We start from the raw sequence: 24787 nt of genomic DNA on the forward strand, positions 1-24787 counted from the left end.
GAAGTTACATCCAGCCGCTCAGCGCCCCGCCGTGAGGAACGCCTGGAGCAGCCTGTTGAAGGCCTCCGGCGCTTCCAGGTGTGGAGAGTGTCCGACGCCCGGCAGCACCTCCTCGCGCGCGTGGCCACCCCGGCTCCGGTACACGTCGAGCACTGCCCGCATCTGCCGCACCATGGGCTGCGGCGGGTACACCTCCGCGCCCGGCCAGCCCGGCACCGCGCCCAGCTGTCCCAGGAAGCCGAAGTCGAACAGCGACGTGTCCGAGACAATCTGGTCCTCCGCGCCGCGAATCCAGAGCACGGGCGGCCGCGTCGGGATGGACGGGAAGTCGCGCAGGTCGCAGTACTTCCCCGAGAGCGCGTTGTTCATCCCCCGCTTCCCCGGCGCCACGCCCGGCCAGTTCGGCGAGGGCACGCTGTCTCCGGGGTAGAAGTCCTCGCCCACCTCCAGCTTCAGCATCTCCGAGACGAGCGCATCCTCGCGCGAGCGCTCCAGCCGGAAGGGCGGCTTGAAGTAGTACGTGTTCATCACCTTCCGCGGTGACGCGTCGTTCTCCTCCGACAGGTCCTTCGCGGAGAGCCGCTTGACGAACTCCGGGTTCACCGTGCCACCGCCGCTGCCCGCGGAGTCGGGCCAGCACGCGCTGACATGGGAGCCCTCTCCCTTCGTGCCGCCGAAGCCCGCCGGGGAGATGGGCGCGATGAGCACCAGCGAGGCCACCCGCTCCGGGTGCTCCATGGCGTACTTCATCACCACGCCCCCGCCCGCGGACCAGCCCACCAGGTGAACCTGCTTCCCCGAGGGCAGCACCTCCCCGTGCTCCAGCAGCGCATGCAGGTCGTCGGCGAAGTCCCCCAGGCCGCGTGTGGCGTCGATGGGCGCGCGCTCCGTCCCACCGAAGCCTCGCAGGTCCGGCGCGAGGCAGCGGAACGACGACGGCATCGCCTCCAGCGTCTCCTCGTAGAAGCGACAGGAGGACACGTTGCCGTGGACGAAGACCACCGGCACTCCGTCCGGTGCGCCGCTCGCGAGCAGGTGCTGCTCACGGAGCCGGGACGTGGAGACCTTCAGGGCCGAGATGCGCGGGGAGAGCTTCGAGTTCGTCATGCCGTGAGAATCGACCAGCGCCGGCCCGAGCGGAAGCCCTCCCTTCCGGCGCGTGACTCAGTCCGGCACGCCCCCGTCCTCCAGCTCGCGGATGATGGACACCAGGTCGTCGTGCTCTCCCGGGATGACGAAGACGCCGTCCTCGGCGGGCTTCGCGGGAGCCGGAGCGCGCTTCGGCTTCGCACGCTCCGGCGGGAATCGCGCGACGGAGACGGGCCGGGGCCTCGCGCGTGGCTCGAGCACCGACTCAGGGAAGGGCACGGCGGGGGCCTCCTCGGGCGCGGCGGAGGGCTGGCTCCAGTCCGTCTTCCGGCCCAGCCACTCCACGTAGCGCTGGAAGGACCAGCTGCCGTCGGCGGCGCCCGTCTCCAGGGCCGACGCAATCTTGTAGAAGTGCCCCTGCCTCACGATGCTCTTCACGCCCGTGCTGCCCATCAGCACCTCGCACTCGGGCACGCGCAGGCCCACCTCCGGCCGGTACCGCAGCCGCTGGCACACCACGCCCACCAGGCAGTCCGCGAGCTGCGCGCACACCGCCGACTGCAGCTCCGGCGCGAAGGCGGACACCACCCGTGCAAGCGCCTCCCCCGCGCTGGCCGAGTGCACCGTGGCCAGCACCAGGTGCCCCGTCTCCGCCGCGTTCAGCGTCAGGCGCATCACCTCCGGCTCGCGCAGCTCCCCCACCATCAGCACGTCCGGGTCCTCCCGCATCGCGTCCACCAGCGCCTGCGCGAACGACGGCGTGTCCCGCCCCACCTCGCGCTGCCGGATGAAGGAGTGCCGGGGCACGAGCGCATACTCGATGGGACTCTCCACGGTGATGATGTGCCGCGCCTCGCCCAGGTTCAGTTCCTGGAGCAGCGCCGCCAGCGTGGACGTCTTGCCGGAGCCCGTGGGCCCGCTCACCAGGACGAGCCCGTGCGTCGGCTCGACGAGTCGGCGCAGGTCCGGGTGCAGGTTCAGCCGCTTCAGCGTCGCCTGCGAGGTGGACAGCAGCCGGATGGCGAAGCCCACGCCCCGTGCGCTCCGCATGACGTTGATGCGGATGCGCTGTCCCTCCAGCGTGCGCGACACGTCGTACGAGCAGCGCTCCAGGAACTCGGGCCAGCCGTCCTCGCCCACCACCTCGCGCGCCAGCGCCGTGAGCGCCGCCGGAGGCACCGGCTCGCCGACGAGCCGCAAGCTCCCCCGCACGCGCAGCGCCATGGGCATGCCACCCTCCAGGTGGACGTCGCTGGCTCCCTGCTCACGGGCACGGCGGATGAGTCCTTCGAGCTGCATGCGGATGACACCTCCTGACCCGCTGGCTCGGAGCAACCCGCGTGCCGGAGACGACTCCATGGGAGGGGTGCCAGGAGGCGGAGCGTCCGCGTGCCGGATTGTCGACGGGGCTCGGACGTGCGCGACAGATTGTCCCCATGGCCCTGAAGCTCTGGCAACGACTCAGGCAGGGCGCTTCCCGGGCGCTCCACCGCTCGCATGTCCGGCGCCGCTCCGCTCGCGGCCCCACCCCGCCCCAGGCCCGTCACCCGCCGCGCCCGCTGCCTCCGCCCACAGGGCCCGTTCCCGGCTTTCGGGAGGCTTCCGTGCCCGCGGAGGCCCCTGGCTCCGCCCGGCCACCGCTCCCGGCGGGGTTCGACGACGTCCTCTCCTTCCCGCTGTTGCAGGCGCTGCTCGGCCGGCGCGCCCGGCGCTTCTCGATGGGCGCGTCCATCCCCGATGGCCCGCTGGCCCACACCTCGCGCCACGAGCCCATGCCGCTGAGCGAGCTGGAGCGCCTGCTGGTGCTGCTGGCCGCCGGTGGCAACACGGGCTGGCACTACGCCATCACCCGCAACGCCCACTACGCTCCCCACTTCCCCAACTACGCGGGCGCCGCCGGTGGACGCACCTTCCCCTCCGCCGCCGGCTTCCACACCAGCGAGCTCTTCTTCACCGACGACACCGGCATCTACCTCTTCTCCACGCGCGACGCGCCCGCGCTCGCGGAGAAGGACGCGGACGGCGCCTTCGACCTCGACACGTTGCTGGAGGCCCACCGAGGCCGCATCCGCAAGCTCGAGTCGGGCCGCCTCCAGTTCCCCAACGAAGAGCCCTTCATCGAGGGCCACAACACCTGGTGCGCCAACCGCCCCGGCTCCCTGCTCGTCATGCCCGTGGCGGACCTGGCGCAGCACCTGCTGACCATCCTCTGCTTCATCGTCGAGAACGGCTACTGCGTCACCGACGACCTGAACGGCGAGCCCATCCCCGGCATGGAGCGCTACCGCCACCTCGTCAACCTGGACGCCCCCTTCCCACTCTCCTTCGTGGAGCAGTACGCGCTCACGGAGGCCACCGCCGAGCTCGCCTGCAGCTGCTACGCGGGCGTGCTGATGCTCCAGGCCATGGGGCTGGGCGGGTGGATGTTCGACGGCATCGACCGGCACACGGTTCTGGGCGCCACCGGAGACCCGCGCGCACCCGGCCTGGGCTTCCGCTTCGACACGGACGCGCGCTGGTCCCTGCCCAACCCCACCGGCCGCGCGGGCGTCTTCGAGGCCTTCTGCCCGCCCCACTACCCGGACATGCGCGCGGCGGTGGACGCGCTGTGCGAGCGCAAGTTCGGCCCGGGGGGACCCTTCAACGCCGGCACCCCCGGCGCGTGGAAGGAGAGCCCTCGCGTGCGCGGCGCCGCCAGGGTGCATGACCCGGAGTTCCGCGAGTGCGTGGCCCACATGGCGCAGACGATTCTGGACAGGTTCGGCAAGTTCCCCGGCACCGTCCCGAGCGTCTTCTGCCTCACCTACCTCCAGGCCCACCACCTGGACCTGGACTTCTACGACACGCACTTCCAGCCCGGCGCGTACCTGCCCACCCACGCCCGGCACCTGGAGCGCTGGCACCCGGGCACGCCCGCGCGGTGAGCCCCGGAGTCAGAAGCTCAGAGACTCAGAACAGGGACATCAGCGTGTACGCCACCGAGCCCGCCACCAGCGCCGCCCCCAGCGTGCTGCCGATGATGACGGCCACCGGGTTGTCGTCCACGAAGCGCAGCACCTCGTGCAGGCTGCGCTTGAGCATGGTGCGCTGGCACTGCACGTGGATGCGCCCCTCCTGCACGGCCTGGAGCGCCGCCGTCATCTCCTCCACCGACTGGTAGCGCTTCGCCCGGTCCTTCGCGAAGCCCTTCGCCACGAACCAGGAGAGCTCCGCGGGCACGGACTTCTGATGCGGGTTCGACTTGAGCGCGGCCACGACGGGCGCCACCGACTGCACCCCTTCGAGGATGTCGGTGAGCGACTCGCGCCCCTCCAGGTAGTGGCCCAGGAAGAGCAGCTCGTGGAACACCACGCACAGGCTGTACACGTCGCTGCGAGCATCCAGCGTGTCCTCGCCGCGCGCCTGCTCCGGGGACATGTAGAGCGGCGTGCCGATGACGGACCCCACCTGCGTGCGCAGCGACGCCGCCTCCCTCAAGCCCACCGGCGGCGCGCCGTCCGGCACCGGCCGCATCCGCAGCCCCACGCCCTGGCTGTCCGCCGAGGGAGGAGGGCGCACCGGCCGGGCCAGGCCCCAGTCCATCACCGTCACCTCGCCGAACGGCCCCACCATGATGTTCGCGGGCTTGAGGTCGCGGTGGATGAAGCCCTTGCGGTGCGCGTACGCGACGGCGTTGAGCACCGCGAGGCACACCTGCACCCGCTCGCGGAAGGGAAAGCGCTCGTGCGTGGCCCGGTCCCCCTGCTTCAGCTTGGAGATGATGCTCTCCAGCGTGTCCCCCTGCAGGTGCTTCATCACGAAGAAGTACCGGCCCCGCTCGTCCACGCCCACGTCGTGCACGGGGACGATGTTCGGGTGGTCCAGCTGGCCGACGACGCGAATCTCCTCCACGAAGCGCAGGACGCGGTCCAGGTCCGCGCCCTCGGGCAGCCGCTTGAGCGCCACCAGCCGCTCGATGTCATGGTCCTTCAGCAGCACCACCTCGCCCATGCCGCCCTGCCCCAACAGCCGCATCTCCTCGAAGCGCTCGTGCTGCGGCGGGACGAACTCCGCCCGCGCCCCGTTCCACTCCACGCGCGGTAACACCGAGTTGCGACGCGCCGTGCTGGTGGGCGCTGGCGCGGCCTCGCTCCGGGCGTTCTGGGAGAGGACCGTGGCGTCGATGGCGTAGCGAACGGTGTCCGTCATGGCGCCTGAATAACAGGGGGCCCCAGTGGACGCTCAACTCCCACATCCTTCCGAGGGGGGTGGGAGCAAAAGGACCCGCCGCTGTCAAAAAGCAGTTTCCGGATGGAGGTGACTCCAGCGTGTCCGCGTCGATTCTTGAGTGTGGCCGCGAGCTGTCGTTCCTATGCGCCCCAATCAATGGACGGGCGCCCTTCGGCGCCGGCCGGACGTCCGTGTAGCGAGAGAGCGCCAATGCGGCCCCCCCCGCGTGCACACGCACGCCTTCTGCGTCCCCTGCTGCTGTCGCTGGTCCTGACCAGCGCATGCGAGCCCCTGGTACCGGACGACGACCACCGTCCTCAGACTCCGGACCGCCTCACGGGGCCCTTCCACCCACACGTGGACCTGCGAGCGGATGTGAACCGCGACGGGGTGGTGGACCTCGAGGACCCCACGGACGACGAGGGCGAGGACACGTGGACGGCCGAGCGGGGCGCCGTCTTCCTGGCCAACATCGACGACGACGAGAGCGCCTGCGACTTCTCGATGTCGCCCTTCTCCATGAGCGACGACGCGATGGCCCGGTGCCATGACGCCGCGGACGGGAAGGTGAATGGAGACAGGGACCTCGCAGACCTGGCGCGCCTGCGCACCGCCCCGTGGCCGGAAGCGCCGGACTACGCCGTGGGCTCGGTCACCGTCTCCGGAGCGGCGGCCCAGAAGGTCCGGCTCTTCAAGAAGATTGGAAGCCGCTTCTACTCGCTCGACGGCCCCGAGCGGGTCGCCCTGTCCGCGAAGGACCTCCAGCGCGGCGTGGAGCTGGCCATCGAGGCCAACGACATCGTCCGGGACCCGGGCCAGTGGGATGGCTACGCGGACGTGGTGTTCACCATCACCCGTCAGGGCTCCCTGGAGTCGGACTTCCAGGACACCGTGCGGATGCGCGTCGCGCCGGTGGTGATGTTCCACCACCTCACGCCGGCCCGCCACGTGTACGTGTCCCGCATCCCGTACGAGCCGGAGACGGGCGTGTTCCGCCAGGGCCTTGCCAGAGCGCTGGCGGACTCCGGCCGGCGCGTGGAGCTGTTCGAGTTCAGCGTGGAGGACCTCTGGACGCAGGACTACTTCGAGCCAGCGTACATGGCGATGCCCGCCGCGGAAGGCAGGCAGCACGTCATCCAGGTCAACTACCGCGGCGCCCACGTGTACGACGAGACGGACCCGAATGCGCCGCTGCGCCCCGCGGGCCGCATCGTCTTCTGGCTGCGAGGCCCGGACATGGCCGCCGTGCAGCAGTACCAGCCGGGAATGTCGCGGGACTCGCAGACGCTCAACTCCTTCGGCAACACGGAGGTCATCCCGCCCTACGAGAAGGACGGGGTGCGCTACCCGCTGGGCCGCCTGCTGCGGGGCCGGGGCCCGGACACCCGGCCGGACTACCAGCCCGACCCCAGCTTCACCCGGATGCTGGAGGCCCAGGCGGTGCAGCCGCCGGTGTACGTGGACACCTCGTGGCTCGACGTGAGCCACGTGGACGAGACGTTCAGCTTCCTGCCCGCGGGCACGCCTCGCGGGTGGATTCTCCTCGTGGCGGACCCGGCGCTCGCGCGGCGCATGCTGCTGGAGGCGGCCGCACAGGGCCATGGGAACGCGAAGCTGTTCACCGGGCGGCTGTGGCAGCGCGAGGTGCCCGCGGAGCTGACCGTGTCCCAGGTGCTCGCCAGCCCCTGGGTGATGGACGCGAGCGCGCAGGCGGCGCTGGAAATCGACACGCAGCTGTCCATCCTCAAGGAGGAGACGGGCCTCACCGATGCGGAAATCATCCGGGTGCCCTTCCTCTTCCATGAGGTGACGGGCGGACTCGTCGCGTACCAGCCCGCGATGCTGAACCTGCTGTCCGTGTCTCCCACGCTGGTCATCGCGCCAGACCCCCACGGGCCGCTCATCGACGAGACGGACCCCTTCAAGGTGGCCTTCGAGACGGCGCTCTCCGCGTACGGCATCCGCGTGCACTGGACCGATGCCTGGAGCCCGTACCACATCGGCGGTGGCCAGGTGCACTGCGCCACCAACAGCGCGCGCGTGATTCCCCAGGTGAAGTGGTGGGAGGGTGGACGATGAACCGGAAGACCTGTCGCGGCCTGGGCGCCGCACTCCTCCTGCTGCTTGCGACGACGGCGGCAGCCTCGGACGCGCCACACGCGACGTCGCTGCTCGGTGGCTGGCGCGCGGTGCTGCGGGAGCAGATAGACCGCGCCTGGCGCGAGACGCCCGAGGCGTTCTCCCGGCTGGACGCGGCCACGGCGCAGGTGGAGGCCCTGGACGCGCAGAAGCGGGGCATGCTGGCCACCGTCTCACCCGTCTTCAGGGAGCTGGGGCCCCAGGCCCTGTGGCCCATGGTGGAGCGGCTCGCCTTCCCGTCCACGAAGGACCCGCGGCCGACGCGCGACTCCGGGCGCCTGGCGCTGATGGTGGGGTTGATGGAGGTGGCCGGCGAGCAGCGCGACGCGCGCCTGGTGCCCCTGTGGAAGGAGCTGCTGGTGGGCCCGGACACCCGGCGTCCCGTGCTGCGCGCGGCGGCGCGGGCGCTGGCGCGGATGGAGAGCCCGGAGGCCGTGCAGACGCTCATCGCCGTGTCCAGGCAGAGCGGCCGCGCGGGCGAGGTCGCGCGGGAGACGATGGGCGAGTGCCGGAAGCTGGAGGTGGTGCGGGCCCTGGTCGAGGCGCTCGACGCGCGGCCCACGCCCGCCGACGCACGGCGGCTCGCTCGCGCGCTGGCGGATGCCGGCTCCGCCTGGGCGTGGAAGACGCCCGAGCTGAGCGCCCGGCAGGAGGAAGGCGCCGCCATCCGGCGGCTGGCGGCCGAGGCGCTGGTGCGCGCGTATCCCCACTACGACGGGGACGTGCGGCAGGCCCTGTCCAACGCCGTGCTGCGGGTGGACGCCCCGGAGACGCCCGCCCTCATCGACGCGGCCCGGAGCGGGGCGGAGGGCCCGAGGCGGGCCGCGCTGGACGCGCTGGCCGAGCGGCTGGCTCGCAGCCCGCTGCGGTGAAGCCGCCCGGGCCTCAGGGCGCCTCGATTTCCATGCGGTAGCCCACGCCGCGCACCGTCTGGATGGCGAAGCGGGACGCGCTGTTCCAGCCGAGCTTCTTCTTCAGGCTGGAGACGAAGTTGTCCACGGTGTGCGGGTCCACGACGACGTCCTTGCCCCACACCGCGTCCAGGATGTCGTCCCGGCGCAGCACCCGCTCCTTCTCTCGCACCAGGAAGGCCAGCAGGTCGAACTCCGTGCGCGTCAGCTCCACGCCGGCTCCCTCGGGCGTCTCCACCTTGCGCCGGTCCAGGTCCATCTTGTAGCCGGCGAAGCGCACCAGCTTCATCGGGGCGCCCCCGGAGCGCTTCACCAGCGCGCCCACCCGGGCCAGCAGCTCGCGCAGGCGGTAGGGCTTGCCCAGGTAGTCCTGCGCGCCGGCCTCGAAGCCGCGCACCACGTCGTCCTCCAGGGTGCGCGCGGTGAGCATCAGCACCGGCGTCGCCACGCCCTCGTCGCGCAGCGCGCGGCACAGCGAGTAGCCGTCCCCGTCCGGCAGCATCACGTCCAGCAGGATGAGCTGGAAGCTCCGCTTCGCCAGGTGCTCTCGCGCCTCGCGCACGGTGGTGGCCTCCTCCACCGCGTAGCCGCCCTGGTGCTCCAGGTTGTCGCGCAGCGCGACGCGCAGGTTGGTGTCGTCCTCCACGACGAGGATGGTGGGCAGGGTGTGGGTCGTCATGTCGTCACCGTGGGCGGGAAGGTGAGCTCGAAGGTGGTGCCCTCCGGGCTGGAGGCCGCGACGCGCAGGCTCCCCCCGTGAAGGCGCATGATGCGGCGGCACAGCGCCAGGCCCAGGCCGCTGCCGGGCACGTCGCGCCCCTGGCCGGGCAGGCGCACGAACTCCTCGAAGGCCTGCTCCCACTTCTCCCGGGGGATGCCGATGCCGTTGTCGGAGAAGTGCACGCGGCCTCCGGGCAGCGCTTCGATGCGCAGGCGCACCGGGGTGCGCTGGTTGTAGGCGCAGGCGTTGCGGGCCAGGTTGGACAGGAGCAGGCGCAGGAGCTGCGCGTCCGCGCGGAAGGTCTGCTCCCCCACGCGCGCCTCCAGCTCCACCGGGACCTTGGACCAGGCCTCCAGGTCCCTGCGCAGGCCGGACACCAGCTCGTCCAGGCGCACGGGCTCCAGCCTTGGCACCCAGCGGCCCTTGTCGATGCGGTTGAAGGAGAGGAGGTTCTCCACCAGGAAGGTCAGCCCGTCCGCCTCGCGGACGATGCGCGCCGGGTAGTCGCGCGCGTCGGTGCCTTCCGCGAGCCGCCACTCCAGCGTCTCCCCCAGCAGCCGGATGGAGGCCAGCGGCGTGCGCAGCTCGTGCGACACCGTGGCCACGAAGTCGCTCTTCAGCTCCAGGAAGCGGTACTTGCGGTGCTGCGCGAGGAAGGCCAGCGCGGCGATGCCCAGCGCCAGCACCGCGCACACCGCCGCCATGCCCGTCTTCAGCCGGTAGCGGCTTTCCAGGGCCGCCTGCGCCCGTGCCCACTCGGGCGTCTCCACCGCCAGGGGCAGTGCGTCCAGGGGCAGCACCTCCGCGTCGCCCAGCAGCCGCACCTGGCCCTCCGTGCCCAGGAGCCCGCGCTCGCGCATCTCGCGCGTGAGCGACTCCAGCAGCATGGCCGCGTCCACCGCCACGCCTCGCACGTGGTTGCCTCCGCGCGGCTCCAGGTACCAGCCGGCGCGCACCAGCACGGAGCCGGGGAGCGTGCGGGGCAGCGGCAGCGGCTCGGTGGCCAGCTCGCTTGCGCGCGACTCGAAGTCCATGGCCGGCACGCCCACCCGGGCGGAGAGGGCCGCCACGCGCTCGCGCAGGAAGGCGAAGTCCGCCGGGGTGAAGCGCGAGCGGCGCAGGAGCAGCAGTCGCTGGAGCCCCTCCAGCCGCCCTCCCCTTCCGTCCGCCAGCCCGTCGCGCACCAGCGCGTGCATGAGCTGCGGCACCGGGTCCCCGCGCTCGGCCAGCGACTCCAGCACCACCAGGAGGCCGGGCACGTCGCGCGTGGAGGCGAGCACGTACTGCGCGCGGTGCTGGAGCAGCGCCATCAGCGCCACCGTGGAGGCCCGGCGGTCCCCGCGCGCCAGCGCTCCGTCCACCGAGCGCACCAGGGCGAGCCGCTCCGCCCACGGGTCCTCCGCGTCGTCCTCGTCCGCGCGCTCCGTGCCCGCGCGCAGCCGGGCGTAGCGCTCCTTCGCGGGCACGGCCTCGCCCGTGTCGTGCTGCGCGAGGCGGGGCAGGAGCTGCTCTCCTCTCTCGCGGAGGTAGAGGCCGGTGGCGGGGACGAGCGGGTCCACCGCCGCGGCCTCCAGCGCGGGGCGCGCGGCCTCCAGCCTGTCCCGCAGCGACTGCGCCAGCGAGGCGCGGGCGTACTGCTCCAGGGCCTCGCGCCGCGAGTCGAGCGAGGCCTGTGCGTCCTCGCGCTCGGCGGCGAAGATGCGCTGGAGGTAGCCCAGGCCCCAGCCCAGCCCGGCGAGGCCGAGTCCGAGCGCGATGAGGGTGGGCAGCAGGCGGCGGAGCATCGGAGCGGGCTAGTCCGCGGCGTCCGGGGCCTGGTCCAGGTCCATGTTGGTGAGCGGGACCTGGCGCTCGTAGCGGTCCTTGCGCTTGTCCAGTGCCTGCGCCTTGCGGATGAGCGCGCCCAGCTCCGCCACGTCCTGGCGGCTGCGCAGCGGCTCGCCCACCTCCTCCCAGAGCGCGTGCAGCCGGGCCCAGTCGAGCGTGCGCATCCAGAAGGAGCCTCGCAGCTTCTCCGCGAAGGCGGAGGCCACGTAGGCCAGCCGCGTGGCCGGCGCGGCGCGGGCATAGGAGCTCTTCAGCACGCTGGAGGGCAGCAGCATCAAGACACGCCGCGAGCTGCCACCCGGGTCGTCGTAGTTGACGTGAAGCCGGCCGAAGGCGATGGCGGGCCCGCGAATCTTCACCTCGTAGATGGCGGTGATGGACTGGCCCGCGCGCATCGGGGTGTCGTGCTCCTCCTCGTCATCGTCGAGCGGCTCGGGCGCAGGGGAGGCGCGCTCGTAGCCCACCAACCGGTAGCGGGCCACGGCCTCGCGGCCGAACTCCACCTGGACGCCCACGTCGGGGAGGGCCTCGCGCGCCTTCACCCCGACTCGCAGCACGTGGTAGCCCTTGCGGCTCGGCGAGGGAAAGCCCTCGATGTTGATGATGAAGGGGCCGTTGGCCTGGCCCTCGTCGCCGTAGCCGAAGCTGTTGATGAACTCCTCGGCCCAGACCGTCCGCTCGTCCGGGAGCACGTCCCGCTGCAGGTAGTCGCGCGCCAGGGCGTAGGAGGCCGTCTTCACGTCCACGAAGAGGACGGAGAAGCGGTCCTCCTCCGTGTCGATGGTGGGATTCACCCCGTCGCTGCTCCGGGTACGGAACTCCGGAGGAGGCACGTCGTCGGCCGAGCGGTAGAGGTACTGGACCGCGCCATCCGGGACGAGGACGGGCATGTGCGGCAAGGCCCAGGCCGGGGCGCGCTCGCGGTCATCTTCCGGACCGGCGAAGGGGATGGTGGGCGGGAGGACGCGAGCCACGCCATCCGCCTCGGCGCGGTAGGGAGGCACGAATGGGGACAGGGGCTCGAAGATGCGCTGCGGGGTGCCGGGGCTCACCGGGCGCTCGACGGTGATGTCACCGCCGGAGCTCAGCTCCGCGTTGATTCGGACGGTGGCGTCGGGCTTCAGCAGGACGTCCGTGCGGGTTTGGGGAAGGAAGGACTCCTTCTCGAACCGGAGGGCGTAGGTGCCCGGAGGGAGCCGCGGGAGGCGGTAGTTCCCCTGGGCATCCGTGGTCCCCACCTGCTCCGCCTTCAGCGCAGGCGAGGTGGCGGTGACACGCACGCCCTCGAGGGGACGCGCGCCCGGTTGGGTGACCACCGTGCCGTGCAGGGTGCCACTCTGGGCCACGGCGGGCGCGGAGAGCAGCAGCAGGAGGCCACAGAGGGCTTTGAAGTGGGCAGGGTTCATGGGGTGACCAGCCTGTGGCCGTCCTCGGGAGATGCTCGCAGCCTGCCTGGGGAGGCGGCGGCGATCATCACGGTTTCATCATGGCATGAGTTCATGGGCCGACGGCGCTCGCCAGGCCGGTGCGGCCGTGGGCAGCACGAGCAGGGCGAGAGCCCAGCCCAGCGGGCTCATGCGGGACCGGGTCATCATCGGCTCCCGAAGTCAGGGCTGCACCGGTCGGCGGATGGGGCCCGGTAGACGAGCTGGGGCGTGCCATCCGGGACGACGATGGGCATCCGGGACAGCATCCAGGCGGGAGTCTGCTCCTGGATGGACGGTCCGCCGCACCCGAAGCAATGTGTGTCAGCCCGTGCGCGGCCCCCTGGCCTGGCCACGGCGATGCGCTTGATGAACTCCGGGTCCACACTCACGCTGTTGATACCAGGGGACGGGGAGCCCACGGCGATGGCCGACGGCTGGCCGACGGCACTCATGGCCATGTCGGCCCGGACGGTCCGGGGCAGCCGGAGCTTGAGGTCCTGCCGGGCGTGGAGCTCGAAGCCCTCCCGCTCGAACCGCAGCGTGTAGACGCCCTGCGGAAGTCCGGGGATGCGGTAGTTCCCCTGGGCGTCCGTCACCACGGTCTGCTCATGCTCAAGGGTCGGTGCCGTCGCCGTCACCACGACATCGGCGAGGGGCTTGCCGCTCGCGTCTTCAGTCACCGTGCCGATGAAGGTCGCGGTGCTGTCGGCTGCGGCCGAAGCCGTGGAGAGGAGCAGGGCACAGAGCAGCGGACCGCGGAGCAACGTCTTCATGGTGAGCCACCTCGTTCATCAGGGTGGCGCCATGGTGCCCCCGGGGCCCGCGCCGTGCCGCACGCGAGCCTCAGCGCTTCATCATGGTTTCATCATTGCTTCGGCGCTTCGAAGGGCACGTCCAGCACGGGCCGCGTCTTCGCGTCCGGCAGGTCGTAGTGCCACCACTCCATGCGGTTGGGCGAGAAGCCCGCGCCCACCATGGCCTCGCGGAGGATTTCACGGTGCTTGCGCGACGCCTCGGTGCCGCCCGCGTAGCCGTGGTGCGCCTGCTCGGTGAAGCTGTCGAACTCGGTGGGCATCTCCACCGCCTTCCCGTCCAGCGTCACCAGCGTCAGGTCCACCGCCCCACCCCGGTTGTGGTTGGAGCCCTTCTTCGGGTCCGCCACGTAGCCGGGCACCGGCATGATCTTCCACATCTCGTATTGCACCGCCCGGGGCCGGTAGCAGTCGTACACCTTCAGCCGGTACCCCTGCGGCCGCAGCACGTCCGCCGCCTTCTTCAGCCGCTGCGCCGACTCCGGCAGCAAGAGGCACCGCGCCGTATCCGGGTACACCTTCTTCTTCAGGAAGTTGTCTGCCGTCGCGTAGCGCAGGTCCTCCACCAGGTCCGTCACCACCGTGGTCGCCTGCACCAGCTTCCCCGCGTCCGAGCCCTTCTTCCCCTTCGCCTTCGGTGCCGGCGTCCCCGCGTCCTGCGCGAGCCCCGTGCCGCCCGTGGAGAGCCCCAGCGCCACCACCACCGCCGTCCAGGTCCGCATCGTCATGCCCTCTCCGTGTAGCGCGTCGGGTCCGGCACGCCGGCCTCCTCGAAGCCCTTCTTCCGCAGCACGCAGCTGTCGCACCGCCCGCACGCGCGGCCCTGGGAGTCCGGGTCGTAGCAGGAGTGCGTCAGCCCGTAGTCCACGCCCAGCTTCACGCCCTCGCGGATGATGTCCGCCTTCGTCAGCCCGGACAGCGGCGCATGCACCGTGAAGCGCGCGCCCTCCACGCCGGCCTTGGTGGCCAGGTTGGCCATGGCTTCGAAGGAGCGGATGAACTCGGGCCGGCAGTCCGGGTAGCCGCTGTAGTCCACCGCGTTGACGCCGATGTAGATGTCCGTGGCGCCCACCACCTCCGCCAGCCCCAGCGCCAGCGAGAGGAAGAGCGCGTTGCGCGCCGGCACGTACGTCACCGGAATCCCGTGGCTCATCTCGTCCGCCGGCCGGTCCTTGGGCACCTCGATGTCCGCCGTGAGCGCCGAGCCGCCGACCTGCCGCAGGTCGATGCTGACGATGCGGAAGTCCTTCACGCCCATGGCCGCGGTCACCTTGCGCGCCTGCTCCAGCTCCACCGCGTGCCGCTGGCCGTAGGCCACCGCCAGGCCCACCGGCTCGAAGCCCTTCGCCTTTGCCATGGCCAGACACGTCGTCGAGTCCAGCCCGCCCGAAATCAACACCACCGCCCGCCTGGCCATCAGTCCCTCCGCTCGCCCTGGATGATGTACGCCGTGGTGCAGGTGGACGGCTGGCAGTTGCAGTTGCGCGTGCCCGGCAGGAACACGTCCGTCAGCGAGCCGCACGCCAGCGACACGTCGTAGCCGTTCTCCGTGGGGCCCGGCACCGAGCCGTCGGGGATGCCGCCGTCGCTCTGCCGGCAGTCGCGGCTGAGCGTGCGCGCCTGGCTGTCGCTGAAGAGCGTCACCTTCAGCGTCTCTTCAATCTGCGAGTCCTCGCAGCCCGTGCCACACGTCGCGCGGGGCGCGGTGGCCTTGAGGGTGGAGCTGGCCTGCTGGCCGTCGTAGGTCGCGGGGCGGTTGAACTGCTGCACCGTGAAGAAGCCGGTGCCCGCGTCGGTGTCGCGGGAGAAGGTGCCCTCGAAGCGGAAGACGCCCGCGTCATCCATCTGTGCGAAGTCCGGCACGGACGCGTCGCAGGTGGTGCGCGCGGCATCCAACCGCGCCTCGAAGCGGAAGGTGCCGAGCACCTGGTCACCCGGGTACACCGGGTCCGAGTAACAGGCCATCGCCGCGGCGACGGCCGCGACGGGGAGGACGATGAAGGAAAGGCGCTTCAGGTGCATGCACCCGAAAGGCTACACGGCTAAGCGCCTTCGAGCACGGAAAGGGCCACCGCCCGGAAGGCCGCGGCGCGAGCGAGCACCACTCCCACCTCCACCTTCGACGGGTCCCCTCCGCGCACCTCCGCGTCGAGCCGCGCCAGCACCCGCCCCGCCGCCAGCGAGGCCGGCACCGCACGGAAGGCCGCCACCGCCGCCGCTTCCAGGCCGGGCACTTCACCCGGGCGCGAAAGCTTCACGCCGGACTCGCCCAGCGCCAGCGCCAGCGCGCACAGGTAGCCCAGCTCCGCCGCGCCGAAGCACGACAGCGCGCCCGCGCCCAGCACCAGCTCCTCGGGACTGGTGAGGTACGCCTCCACCCCGCCCACCGGGTCCACGCCCACGCGCACGCCCTGGGCGCCCAGCGACGTCAGGAGCGGCTTCAGCGCGGCGAACAGCCGCGGGAAGCGCTCCGTCGTCACCGGCACCACGCCCGGGGGCACCGGGTGCTGGAAGCCGGAGGGCACGGGCAGCGCCGACACCGGGGCCGCGCTGGCCGCCGTGCCGCTGGAGTCCAGCGCCGCGCCGATGCCGTCCGCGCGCTCCGCCGCCTCCGTGCGGCCCAGCACGCGCAGGGCCTCCGCGTAGAGCGTCCACCCATCCACGTCCATCAGCTGCGCGCGCAGCAGCTCCGGCCAGATGCGGGCCGCCACGGGCGCTCCCTCGGGCGACGGGGACAGCCGCTCGGCGGACATCCGGGTGACCTCGGGGGACAGGACACTCGCGTCGAAGAGGCGCTCGGCGAGCCGGGCCGCGGGCGACACGAGCTGCGCGTCCAGGTAGCCGCGGAGGATGGCCTCCAGCACGGCGGGCTCGTCCGTCAGCCGCTCGCGCAGCCGCAGCGCCTCGCCCACGAGGCCGCGCTGCTCCGCCAGCCGTGCACGGCGGGCCAGCCGCTCCTCCGTCTCCGGCAGGGCCTCGAGCTGCGTGGCGGCATCCGCCACCATGCCCAGCGCCTCGTAGGCGTCCGCCAGCCGCTCGCGGTAGGGGTTGGGCGCGTCCGGGCCGTCCTCCACCGACAGCCGCTCCGCCAGGGCCACGAAGACCGCGGGCTCCGACGTCACGTCCACCAGGGCCAGCAGGTGCCGCAGCGCATCCCGGTGGGAGCCATCGTCCGCCAGGGCGCGCTCGAACGCCTCGCGCGCTTCGACCGGCTGGTCCAGCGGGCTCAGCAGCAGCTCGCCGTGCTCCAGGTGCAGCGCGGCACGCGTGTGCGGGTCCTCCTCGACGGCGATGAGCTGCGCCAGCGTGCGCGCGGCGACGTCCCAGCGGCCCAGCTCGAACTCCAGCGTGTGGCGCTCGCGCAGCAGGGCCTTGCGCCGCGCGGGCCAGCCGTCCGCCGCCATGGCCAGCGCTTCCACCTTCGCGGCGTCAGGCAGCCCGCGCACCCGGGCCAGCGCCGCCTCGGCCAGCTCGGCGGGCAGCTTCGCCAGCGCGGGCAGCAGCAGCGTGAGGCGGGCGGCGAAGCTCGGGTCGGTGGACAGCTCCTCCAGCGCGCGCAGGCGGTACAGCACGGGCGCCGCCTCCGAGCGCAGCACCTCGTCGCGCAGCGCCGCGGCGAACGTCGCATCACGCTCGGCGGACAGGGCGGCCAGCTCCAGCAGCCCTTCCGTCTCACCTTCCGCGCGCAGCCCGTCCGCCAGGGCGGAGGCATGGGCGGAGTCCGCGTCCGGCAGCGCCACCAGGGCCCACAGCGCCTCACGCGTGCGCGCCTTGTCGCCGGCCTGCGCGGCCATGGCCAGCGCGTCCGAGTAGTCACCCGAGGCCATGGCGGGCGCGAAGCCCACGTCCAGCGCGCGAGCGAAGGCACCCAGCCGGCCGAAGCGCTCCGCCAGCTCCGACGGCGACAGCATGTCCGGCGCCTCGGTGGCGATGCGCTCGACGACCTCCAGGGCCTCGCCGTGCTCGCCCGCCTTCTCCCACAGGCCCACCGCCTCCAGCAGCAGCGGGGGACGCTCCTCCGGAGACGCGAGCCGGGCCGCCTGCAGCAGCGCCCGCGCCGCGCCCGTGGCCTCTCCCGACGCACGGTACAGCTGGGCCACGCGCAGCGCGGCGTCCACGTCCGGCTCCACCGCCGCCGCGGCCTTCGCCGCCTTCAGCGCTTCTGGCAGCCGGCTCGCGGCCTCGAAGCCTCGCGCGGCGGCCAGCAGCAGCACCTGGCGCTCCCGCCCGATGACGAGCTCCGCGCGCGCCACCTGCACCTCGGCCCGGCGCCCGGGCACCTCGCCCAGCAGCTTCTCCAGCGACTCCAGCGCGTCGGCGTAGCCCGCGCCCGAAGGGCCGCGCGCCACCACCGTCTCCAGCGCGTCACGGGCCGCGTCCAGCCGGCTGGCGGACTGAGCCAGGGACGCGAGCTCCAGGCGCAGCACCGCCGCCTCGTCCGCGTCCTCCACGCGAGGCACCAGTCGCTCCAGGGACTCCAGCAGCCGTACGGACTCGCCGCGCTTGCGCAGCCCGTCCACCAGCGCGCGCAGCGCCGTCAGGTCCTCCGGGGCGGCCTCGGCCGCGCGCTGGGTGAGGGCCCACGCGGCGTCCTCGTCCGCCAGCGACTCGGCGGCAACGGAGGCGGCGGCCAGCAGCAGCTCGGCGGCGCGCTGGCCGCCCGCGGCCTCGGCTCCGGACTCGTACACCTGGAGCAGGTCGCCATGACGGCCGAGGGCGCGCAGGCCCGTCACGGCGCGGTCGATGACGGAGGCGTCCGCGGGCCGCAGCCGCGCCAGGGGCAGCAGCGCGTCGATGGCGTCCTTCGGGTCGTCGAAGAGGTCCGCGGCGCGGCGGTAGAGCACCTCGGCCGTGGCCGTGTCGTCCGCCCGGCGCGCGAGCTGGAGCGACGCCCGGTACAGGCCCGGCGCGTTGCCCGTGCGCGAGTGCACCTCGGCCAGCAGCGACAGCGCCTCGGCGCCGCGCTCGCCCTCGGGCTCCAGCGCCACCACCGACTCGAAGGCATCCGCCGCGTCGTGGTACGCGCCCGCGCCGAGCGAGGCATGTCCCAGCCGCAGCCACGTGCGCGCACGCACCGGCACCGGCAGCGCGTCACCACCGGCCGACAGCAGGCGGCGGTCATAGGGGCGCGCGGCGATGGGCCCGCCGCCCTTCGCGGCCAGCTCCGCGCGCGCGGACAGCGCTTCCACGTCGTCTCCCGCGCGGGAGAGGTACTCGTCGAAGGCCTCGGCGGCCAGCAGCACCTCGCCCGCGTCCAGCAGGCGGGTGGCACGCTCGCGCAGCAGCGGCAGCGCCTGGGGCGAGGGCAGGGCCGCGGCGCGCAGGGCCAGCAGCTCCGCCAGCCGGCGCACGTCACCGGCGGCGCGCTCGCGCACGCGCTCGAAGGCCTCTTCACTGGCGGGGCTCAGGTCGAAGGCCTGGTCCTCGCACAGCAGCGCGCGCTCCCGGGCGCCGGCCGCGCGGAAGGCCCGGGCGGCGGACAGGTAGCTCTCCGCGGCGTCGGAGGGCGCCTGGCGCTGGGCCCGGCGCAGCATCAGCTCTGCGAGCGCCTGGTGGTCCTCCGTCTCCTCCAGGAAGGCGAGGTGGCGGGCGAAGACGGGCTCGCGGAACGGGTCCGCCTCCAGCAGCACCGCGTCGAACTCGGCGGCGTCCGCGTGGCGATTCACCTCGTGCAGCAGCTCCGCGGCCTGCGCGGTGAGCTCCAGGTCATCCGGACGCGCGGCGCGCGCGGCGATGAACGCGGCGGCGGCGGCATCCGGGCGCCCTGCCCTGTCGCGGTACAGCACGGCGGCGCGCTGGAGCAGGGCGGCGCGCGTCTCCGCGTCGGTCTCCCCTTCCGCGCACTCCTCGTACCAGGCGGCCAGCTCCGCCAGCCGCCCGTCGCTCTCCAGCAGCTTCGCCAGCAGCGCCTCGGCCTCCACCAGCGAGCGGTCCCCGCGCAGCGCGTCGCGCAGGAAGGCCTCCGCCTTCTCCACGTCCGACAGCACGCCCAGGTGCAGCCGCGCCAGCCGCAGCCGCAGCGCCGCCGCCTCCTTCGCGTCCCGCAGCAGCGGCAGTGCGCGCTCCAGCCAGCGCCCCTCCGCCTCCGAGTCGTCGCGCCGCTCCGCCAGCGCCGCGCCCAGCCGCGCGGTGCCCAGGTCGGCCGCGAGCCCGAAGGCCCGCTCCAGCGCGCCCTCCGCGGCGGCCGGGTCCAGCTTCACGTCGCGCAGCAGCTCCGCGCGCCGGCGCTCGCACGCGGCGGCCTCGGCGGCCTGACCGCGTGACTCCAGCACGTCCCGCGCGTCCGCCAGGGCCCGCAGCGCGTCGTCCGCGCGGCCGGTGTCCTCGGCGAGCCGGGCCTCTTCGGTATAGGCGGCGAGCGCCGCCTCCACGTCTCCTGCCTCGAGGCTGAGCGTGGCCACCTGCCGCAGCTCGGTGAGCAGCTCCAGCGCGCGGCCCGTCTCGCGGTAGAGGGCGGCCAGCTGGCGCCGCAGCGGCAGCGGCTGCTTCGCCATCTCCGCCGCGCGCGACAGCAGCGACGCCGCCACGCCCGCGTCCGCCAGCGCCGCGCGGGCCCGCTCCGCCAGCGCGACGAGGCGCTGCACCGTGTCCTCGGAGGACGGCAGCGCGCGCGCATGGGTGACGAGCACCTCGAAGGCGCCGCGCGGGTCGTCCTTCTCCAGCAGCGCGGCGAGCCGCTGCACCGCCGGCTCACACTGGGGCCGCTGGACGAGCAGCTTCCGGTACGCCGTCACCGCGCGCTTCGACTCGCCGGCCTGCTCCGCCAGCTCGCCCAGCCGCAGCCACGTGGCCTCCGCCGCTTCCGGCGCGGTGTGGAAGTCCACCTCGGTGGCGAGCGTGTCCTGGAGCGGCAGCGCCTCGCGGACAGCGCCTCGCAGGTAGAGCAGCTCCGCCAGCGACGCCAGCTCCGCGCCCTGGGCGGGCACCAGCACATGGGCCTTCCGGGCCAGCTTCAGCGCCCGGTCCAGGTCCTGGGCGCGTCGCGCGTAGCCGGCGCCCTCGCGCAGCAGCGCGGCGGCCTCGGAGGAGGCAGCGCTCTCGGCGGCGGTCTCCAGCAGCACCGCGGCCTCGCGCAGCTCGCCCCGGCCCGCCACCAGCGACACCAGCCGGCGGCGCACCTCCGCGTCGGCGGGCGACAGGCGCAGGGCCTGGCGCAGCGCCGCCTCGGCGGAGCCGGGCTGGTCCAGGCGGTCCAGGTAGAGGGCCGCCAGCTCCGCGTACATCGCGGTGGCCTCGGACGGCGGCGTGTGCGGTGCCTCGGCGGCGAGCAGCTCCGCCAGGGCCGCCCAGTCCTCCCGGGCGCGCAGCACGCGCTGGAGGGCGGCGGTGGCCTGCGCGTGGCGCGGCGCCAGCGACAGCGCGGCCTCCAGGCTCTGCCCCGCATCATCTATATGTCCCTGGGCCTCCAGCAGCGTGGCGCGCGCCAGCAGCGCCTCCACGCGGCGGGCCGTCGGGCCCTGGCGGGCAGCCTCGGCGAGCGCGGCGGCCTCGTCGGCCGCGTTGCCGTCACGGTGGGCCAGCTCGGCCAGGGAGAAGAAGGCGTCACAGCGCTCGTCGGCCGGCGGCTCCAGGACGATGGCCGCGCGCAGCGTCTCGCGGGCGAGCTCGCGCGCGTCCGCCTCCACCAGCGTCGAGGCCAGGGCCAGCAGGCGCTCGCGGGCGCGCGTGGCCAGGTTGGCGTCGGCGGCGACAGCGCGGCGCCACACCTCCAGCTCCGAGGCCTCGTCACCCGACTCGCGCGCCAGCTCCGCCAGCGCCAGCAGCAGGGGCGCGGGACGGCGGGCGCCCTTCGCGGCCTCGGAGAAGTCATCGCGCGCGGCGGCCATGCGGCCAGCGGCGCGGTGGAGCACGGCGCGGCGGGCCAGCAGCTCCGCCCGGACCTCGCCCGTCGCCGAGGCCACGAGGGTGCCCAGCAGCTCCAGTCGCTCGGCCTCCTCCTCCGTGGTGCCCGTGCCCGGCGGGGGCAGCAGGTCCAGCAGCGCCTGCGCCGCCCACGTGTCGTGAGGCTCCTCCAGCCGCAGGCTGCGCAGCGAGTCGACAGCAGCGGTGGCGCGGCCCAGGCCCAGCGACAGCTCCGCCAGCTCGCGGCGGGCGGCGCGGCGGGGCTCGCCGGACAGGCGCGGCCACAGCTCCACCAGCAGGTCCGCCAGCGCCTCGCGGGCCCCGGCCTTGCGGTGCAGCGAGGCCAGCTCCAGCCGGGCGTCCAGGTCCTCCGGCGCGCGGGCGCAGTACTCGGCCAGCAGGCGTCGAGCGGAGTCGGTGCGCCCCGCCCGGACGGCGGCGGTGGCGGCCTTGCGAGTCAGGGCCACGCGCTCGGCCTCGCGGGGCGCGTCGGCGTCCACCGGCGGCAGCGCCAGCACGGCCTCGAAGTCGTCCAGCGCGGCGCGAGCATCCGTGGGCAGGCGCAGCTCGCCCCGGCGCTGCCGGGCGGGCGCGAAGGAGCCATCGCGCTCCAGCGCGTCGGCGAGGAAGGCCTCCTCGCGGCTCGTGCCCGCCGCCAGCAGCGACGCGCGGAAGAGCAGCTTCGCGCCAGCGCGAGCGTCCGGCACCAGCGCGGCCCGGCGCGCGTACAGCCGCGCGGCCTCCAGCTTCTCGCCGCGCTCCAGCTCCAGCTCCGCCAGCGACTCCAGCACCTCGGCGGCCAGCGGCCCTTCCGGGCTCGCCTCCAGCGCCGCCGTCAGCCGCAGCAGCGCGGCGGCCTTCTCGCCCCGCTCCAGCAGCGCGCGGGCGCTCTGGAGGAAGAGGGGCGCGGCCTCCTCGGCGCGGTCGGCGCCCATCAGCGCCTGGGCACGGCTGCCCCACAGCTCGGCCAGCGCCTGCGTCTCGCCGGACTCCGTGTAGAGGGACTCCAGCCGCGCGGCCAGCGCGTCATCCAGCCGGCGCAGCGGGAAGGCCTGCGCGTAGGCGGCGATGGCGCCCTCGCGGTCTCCCAGCATCTCGCATGCGCGGCCCAGCCGGGCGCGCACGTCCGCCAGCTTCTCCGGCGCCGCCGTGCGAGGCAGCGTGGACAGCAGCGCCTCCAGCGCGCGGCGGGCATGCTCGGGCCGCTCGCAGCGCAGCGACAGGTCCGCCAGGTCCAGCAGCACGGCGGCATCCGGCGCCAGCCGCGCGGCCTTCTCCAGCGCCACCAGCGCGTCGCCCACCCGGCCCAGGCGGGCCTCCAGCACTCCGGCCAGCTCGCGCAGCGCCGCGGCGGCGAGCCGCTTGTCGCCCTGCGTCTCCGCCACCCGCGCGCGCACCTCCAGCGCCGTGGCCAGCCCCGCCATGTCCGCGCGCTTGCGCTGCAGCGCGCACAGCTCGCCCAGCGCGGGCAAATCATCGGGCTCGGCGCGCAGCACCTCCTGGAGGGCGTGCACCGCGAGGTCCAGGTCGAAGGCGAGGTCTCTCGCGGCCACCGCGAGGCGGCGGTACTTCTGCGCGCGGTCCTTCAGGTCCGTGGACAGCCGCGCCAGCGCGGACAGGCACCGCGTCAGCAGCGCGCCGTCACGCCGCGCCTCAGCCAGCGCCAGCAGCGACTCCAGCGCGGGCCGGTGGTCGCCGTCCGCCTCCAGCGCGAGCAGCAGCAGCCGCTCGGCCTTCTCCGGCTGCTGGAGCTTGCCCCGGTACAGCTCGCCGGCCTCCGCCCACAGCGCGGCGCGCTTGCCGGGCTCCTCCTGGAGCGCGGCGGCCTTCTCCAACGCCTCGGCCAGCTCCTGCGAGCGGCCGGTGGCGCGGAAGTACGGAATCAGCTCCTCGAGCGCCACCGCGTCGCGCGGGTCCAGCGACAGCGCGGACTCCAGGTGCTCGCGGGAGCGCGCGGGGTCTCCCAGCCGCGTGCGGTACAGGCGCGCCAGCGCGTGGTGGCTGGCGTGCGCGGCATGGCGCACCCCTTCCGAGCGCGGCGCCGGCCCCGCCAGCTCCAGCGCCTGCTGGTAGCCCGCGAGCGCCTCCTGCAGCCGCCCCAGTCCCTCCGCCACGCGCGCGGCGGCGAACAGCGGCTCCGGCTCGCCGGGCAGCAGCGACACCGCCTCGCGGTAGCGCAGCAGCGCGTTGTCCGGCTGCTTCAGTCCCTCTTCCCACACACGGCCGGCCAGCAGGTCCGCATGGCCCACCCGGTCCAGCTCGTGCCGGGCCATGGCGACTTCGCGCAGGCGGTCCAGCGCCTTCAGCGCGCGCAGGTGCTCGCCGCCCCGGTGGCACAGCTCGCCCAAAAGCAGCAGCGCGTCCGGGTGGTCCGGCGCCAGCCGCAGCGCGGCCTCGCAGTGCAGCCGCGCACCGGCGACGTCGTCCTCGGTCTGCGCGCACAGGCGGGCCAGGTGGACGTGCGCATCCGCGGCCTCGGCCGGGTCCCTGGCGAGCGCGGCCAGCCGGCGGTACGCCCGCACCGCGCCGGCCCTGTCACGGGCCTGGTCGGAGGCACGCGCCAGCGCCTTGAGGGAAGGCAGGTGGTCGGGCTTGAGGCCCAGCAGCTCGTGCAGCGCCTTCACCGCCACCTGCGGCGCGGTGTCGCGCGAGCAGCGGGCGGCGGCCTCGGCGGAGAAGAAGGCCGCGGCCTCCTCCGACGTCCGGCGGGCCAGCGCGCACAGCGCGAGGTAGCGCTCGGCGGCGCGGGCACCCTCACCCCGACGCTCGCGCACCACGGCCTCGCCCCAGAGGGCGGCGGGGCTGCGGTCCCTGCGGCGCTGCAGCGTGGCGGCGATGTCCAGCGCCAGGTCGTGCGCCTGCGGGTCCGCCACCATGAGGGACAGCAGCCGCTCGGCGGCGAAGGGGTGCGCGTCCTGCGCGTCCCCGGCCTGGAGGTACGCCTGGCGCGCGTCGGCCAGCCGCCCCTGGGCAATGAGTCCTTCCGCGTCCGAGAAGGCGCGAGCGCCCTCCAGTGCGAGCATCAGCTCTTCATCCGGCGCGGCCGGCGGCGGCAGGCCTCCGGCGGAGAAGCGCAGGCGCAGGCCGGTGCTGGAGACCTCGGCGGCGGACAGGCGCGCGGTGTCGAGCGCCGGCATCTTGTACCCGCGGCTCACCGCCGCGAGCTGGCACAGCGCGGGCAGCACCCGCGTGGAGAAGCCGGTGGCGCCGCGCACCTCCACGTCCGGCACCAGCCCCAGCGCGCCGACACCCGCGGCAAGCAGCCCGGGCACCTGCACGGAGGGTGTGGAGGAGAAGCCGTACAGCCGCACGTCATAGAGGTAGACGGCGAGCTTCTCCCCGTCCGCGTCGAAGGCCACCTTGAAGGTGAAGGGCGTGCGCTCGGGCGCGGGCAGCCGGCCCTGGCCCTCGAGGTAGCCGGGACGGAAGTGCAGCCGCAGCTCTTCGATTCCGGCGAGCCGCCCGGCCAGCTCCGCCACCCGGCGCGTCACCAGGTCCGCGTCGACGGTCAGCTCGAGGAAGCCGAAGAGGAGCTTCTTGCGCTGGTAGCGCGTGGCCCCGGCGCTGACGTTGAAGGGGAAGCTGACGTCCGGAATCTGCAGCGCGAAGTCGGAGATGCGCAGACCCGGCAGCACCTCCAACGCCGGAAAGCCCACGAAGGCCCTGCGGTCCAGCAGGCGCAGCTCGGGGGCGGCGGCGCGCGCTTCCTGCGCCGCGGCGGGCTTTGGGGAGTCACTGTCAGTAGCCATCGCGGAGGACGCGACGCTACCACGCTGCCCAAGCCCTCGAAATTTCTGACAATCCCCCCGC

At 73.8% G+C, this 24787-nt stretch carries 14 protein-coding genes; 3 read left to right on the forward strand and 11 right to left on the reverse strand.

Annotation, left to right across the window (positions count from 1 at the left end):
* Positions 1-18: 18 nt before the first annotated feature.
* On the reverse strand, positions 19-1107 hold the full coding sequence (locus LXT23_RS30925) for an alpha/beta fold hydrolase (protein ID WP_253983942.1): 1089 nt from the start codon (positions 1105-1107) through the stop codon (positions 19-21).
* A gap of 57 nt (positions 1108-1164) precedes the next feature.
* Positions 1165-2388, reverse strand: a complete 1224-nt coding sequence (locus tag LXT23_RS30930; protein ID WP_253983943.1) for an ATPase, T2SS/T4P/T4SS family — start codon at positions 2386-2388, stop codon at positions 1165-1167.
* A 305-nt stretch (positions 2389-2693) separates the two neighbouring features.
* Between LXT23_RS30930 and LXT23_RS30935 the strand changes: the two genes are divergently transcribed.
* Positions 2694-4013: a hypothetical protein gene (locus tag LXT23_RS30935; protein WP_253983944.1), complete on the forward strand. Its 1320-nt coding sequence runs from the start codon at positions 2694-2696 to the stop codon at positions 4011-4013.
* Positions 4014-4038: 25 nt separating this feature from the next.
* Here the strand turns inward: LXT23_RS30935 and LXT23_RS30940 are convergent, their stop codons facing one another.
* Positions 4039-5277, reverse strand: a complete 1239-nt coding sequence (locus LXT23_RS30940) for a serine/threonine-protein kinase (RefSeq protein ID WP_323379103.1) — start codon at positions 5275-5277, stop codon at positions 4039-4041.
* Between the two features lie 396 nt (positions 5278-5673).
* Here LXT23_RS30940 and LXT23_RS30945 point away from each other — a divergent pair, with 396 nt between their 5' ends.
* Together LXT23_RS30945 and LXT23_RS30950 are read left to right on the forward strand one after the other, a co-directional pair.
* Positions 5674-7377: a protein-arginine deiminase domain-containing protein gene (locus tag LXT23_RS30945; RefSeq protein ID WP_253983945.1), complete on the forward strand. Its 1704-nt coding sequence runs from the start codon at positions 5674-5676 to the stop codon at positions 7375-7377.
* Positions 7374-8309: a hypothetical protein gene (locus LXT23_RS30950; RefSeq protein ID WP_253983946.1), complete on the forward strand. Its 936-nt coding sequence runs from the start codon at positions 7374-7376 to the stop codon at positions 8307-8309. Before LXT23_RS30945 ends, LXT23_RS30950 begins: the two co-directional genes overlap by 4 nt.
* A gap of 13 nt (positions 8310-8322) precedes the next feature.
* Here LXT23_RS30950 and LXT23_RS30955 read toward each other — a convergent pair whose 3' ends face one another.
* From LXT23_RS30955 to LXT23_RS30990, 8 genes are all read right to left on the reverse strand, one after another.
* Positions 8323-9027 (reverse strand): response regulator transcription factor, encoded by a 705-nt coding sequence (locus LXT23_RS30955; RefSeq protein WP_253983947.1) that lies wholly within the window; start codon positions 9025-9027, stop codon positions 8323-8325.
* Positions 9024-10853, reverse strand: a complete 1830-nt coding sequence (locus tag LXT23_RS30960) for a sensor histidine kinase (protein WP_253983948.1) — start codon at positions 10851-10853, stop codon at positions 9024-9026. The genes LXT23_RS30955 and LXT23_RS30960 overlap by 4 nt, the downstream gene beginning before the upstream one ends.
* Before the next feature lie 9 nt (positions 10854-10862).
* Complete coding sequence (locus tag LXT23_RS30965; RefSeq protein ID WP_253983949.1) at positions 10863-12302, reverse strand: YfbK domain-containing protein; 1440 nt, start codon at positions 12300-12302, stop codon at positions 10863-10865.
* A gap of 185 nt (positions 12303-12487) precedes the next feature.
* The gene (locus tag LXT23_RS30970; RefSeq protein WP_253983950.1) at positions 12488-13096 is read right to left on the reverse strand and encodes a carboxypeptidase-like regulatory domain-containing protein; all 609 of its coding nucleotides are present in this window, start codon (positions 13094-13096) and stop codon (positions 12488-12490) included.
* Between the two features lie 92 nt (positions 13097-13188).
* Complete coding sequence (ddpX, locus tag LXT23_RS30975) at positions 13189-13863, reverse strand: D-alanyl-D-alanine dipeptidase (RefSeq protein ID WP_253983951.1); 675 nt, start codon at positions 13861-13863, stop codon at positions 13189-13191.
* A complete protein-coding gene (gene queC, locus LXT23_RS30980) occupies positions 13860-14552 on the reverse strand; it encodes a 7-cyano-7-deazaguanine synthase QueC (RefSeq protein WP_253983952.1) in 693 nt (230 codons plus the stop codon). Before queC ends, ddpX begins: the two co-directional genes overlap by 4 nt.
* Complete coding sequence (locus LXT23_RS30985) at positions 14552-15157, reverse strand: hypothetical protein (protein ID WP_253983953.1); 606 nt, start codon at positions 15155-15157, stop codon at positions 14552-14554. Before LXT23_RS30985 ends, queC begins: the two co-directional genes overlap by 1 nt.
* A 20-nt stretch (positions 15158-15177) precedes the next feature.
* The gene (locus tag LXT23_RS30990; RefSeq protein ID WP_253983954.1) at positions 15178-24726 is read right to left on the reverse strand and encodes a flagellar hook-length control protein FliK; all 9549 of its coding nucleotides are present in this window, start codon (positions 24724-24726) and stop codon (positions 15178-15180) included.
* Positions 24727-24787 lie beyond the last annotated feature (61 nt).

This window comes from Pyxidicoccus xibeiensis, assembly GCF_024198175.1.
Lineage (GTDB): Bacteria > Myxococcota > Myxococcia > Myxococcales > Myxococcaceae > Myxococcus > Myxococcus xibeiensis.

Coding starts and splice junctions, on each gene's coding strand:
- LXT23_RS30950 (WP_253983946.1), top strand. CDS start 7,374: ATGAACCGGAAGACCTGTCGCGGCCTGGGCGCCGCACTCCTCCTGCTG.
- LXT23_RS30985 (WP_253983953.1), bottom strand. CDS start 15,157: ATGCACCTGAAGCGCCTTTCCTTCATCGTCCTCCCCGTCGCGGCCGTC.
- LXT23_RS30925 (WP_253983942.1), bottom strand. CDS start 1,107: ATGACGAACTCGAAGCTCTCCCCGCGCATCTCGGCCCTGAAGGTCTCC.
- LXT23_RS30970 (WP_253983950.1), bottom strand. CDS start 13,096: ATGAAGACGTTGCTCCGCGGTCCGCTGCTCTGTGCCCTGCTCCTCTCC.
- queC (WP_253983952.1), bottom strand. CDS start 14,552: ATGGCCAGGCGGGCGGTGGTGTTGATTTCGGGCGGGCTGGACTCGACG.
- LXT23_RS30940 (WP_323379103.1), bottom strand. CDS start 5,277: ATGACGGACACCGTTCGCTACGCCATCGACGCCACGGTCCTCTCCCAG.
- LXT23_RS30965 (WP_253983949.1), bottom strand. CDS start 12,302: ATGAACCCTGCCCACTTCAAAGCCCTCTGTGGCCTCCTGCTGCTGCTC.
- LXT23_RS30960 (WP_253983948.1), bottom strand. CDS start 10,853: ATGCTCCGCCGCCTGCTGCCCACCCTCATCGCGCTCGGACTCGGCCTC.
- LXT23_RS30930 (WP_253983943.1), bottom strand. CDS start 2,388: ATGCAGCTCGAAGGACTCATCCGCCGTGCCCGTGAGCAGGGAGCCAGC.
- LXT23_RS30955 (WP_253983947.1), bottom strand. CDS start 9,027: ATGACGACCCACACCCTGCCCACCATCCTCGTCGTGGAGGACGACACC.
- ddpX (WP_253983951.1), bottom strand. CDS start 13,863: ATGACGATGCGGACCTGGACGGCGGTGGTGGTGGCGCTGGGGCTCTCC.
- LXT23_RS30990 (WP_253983954.1), bottom strand. CDS start 24,726: ATGGCTACTGACAGTGACTCCCCAAAGCCCGCCGCGGCGCAGGAAGCG.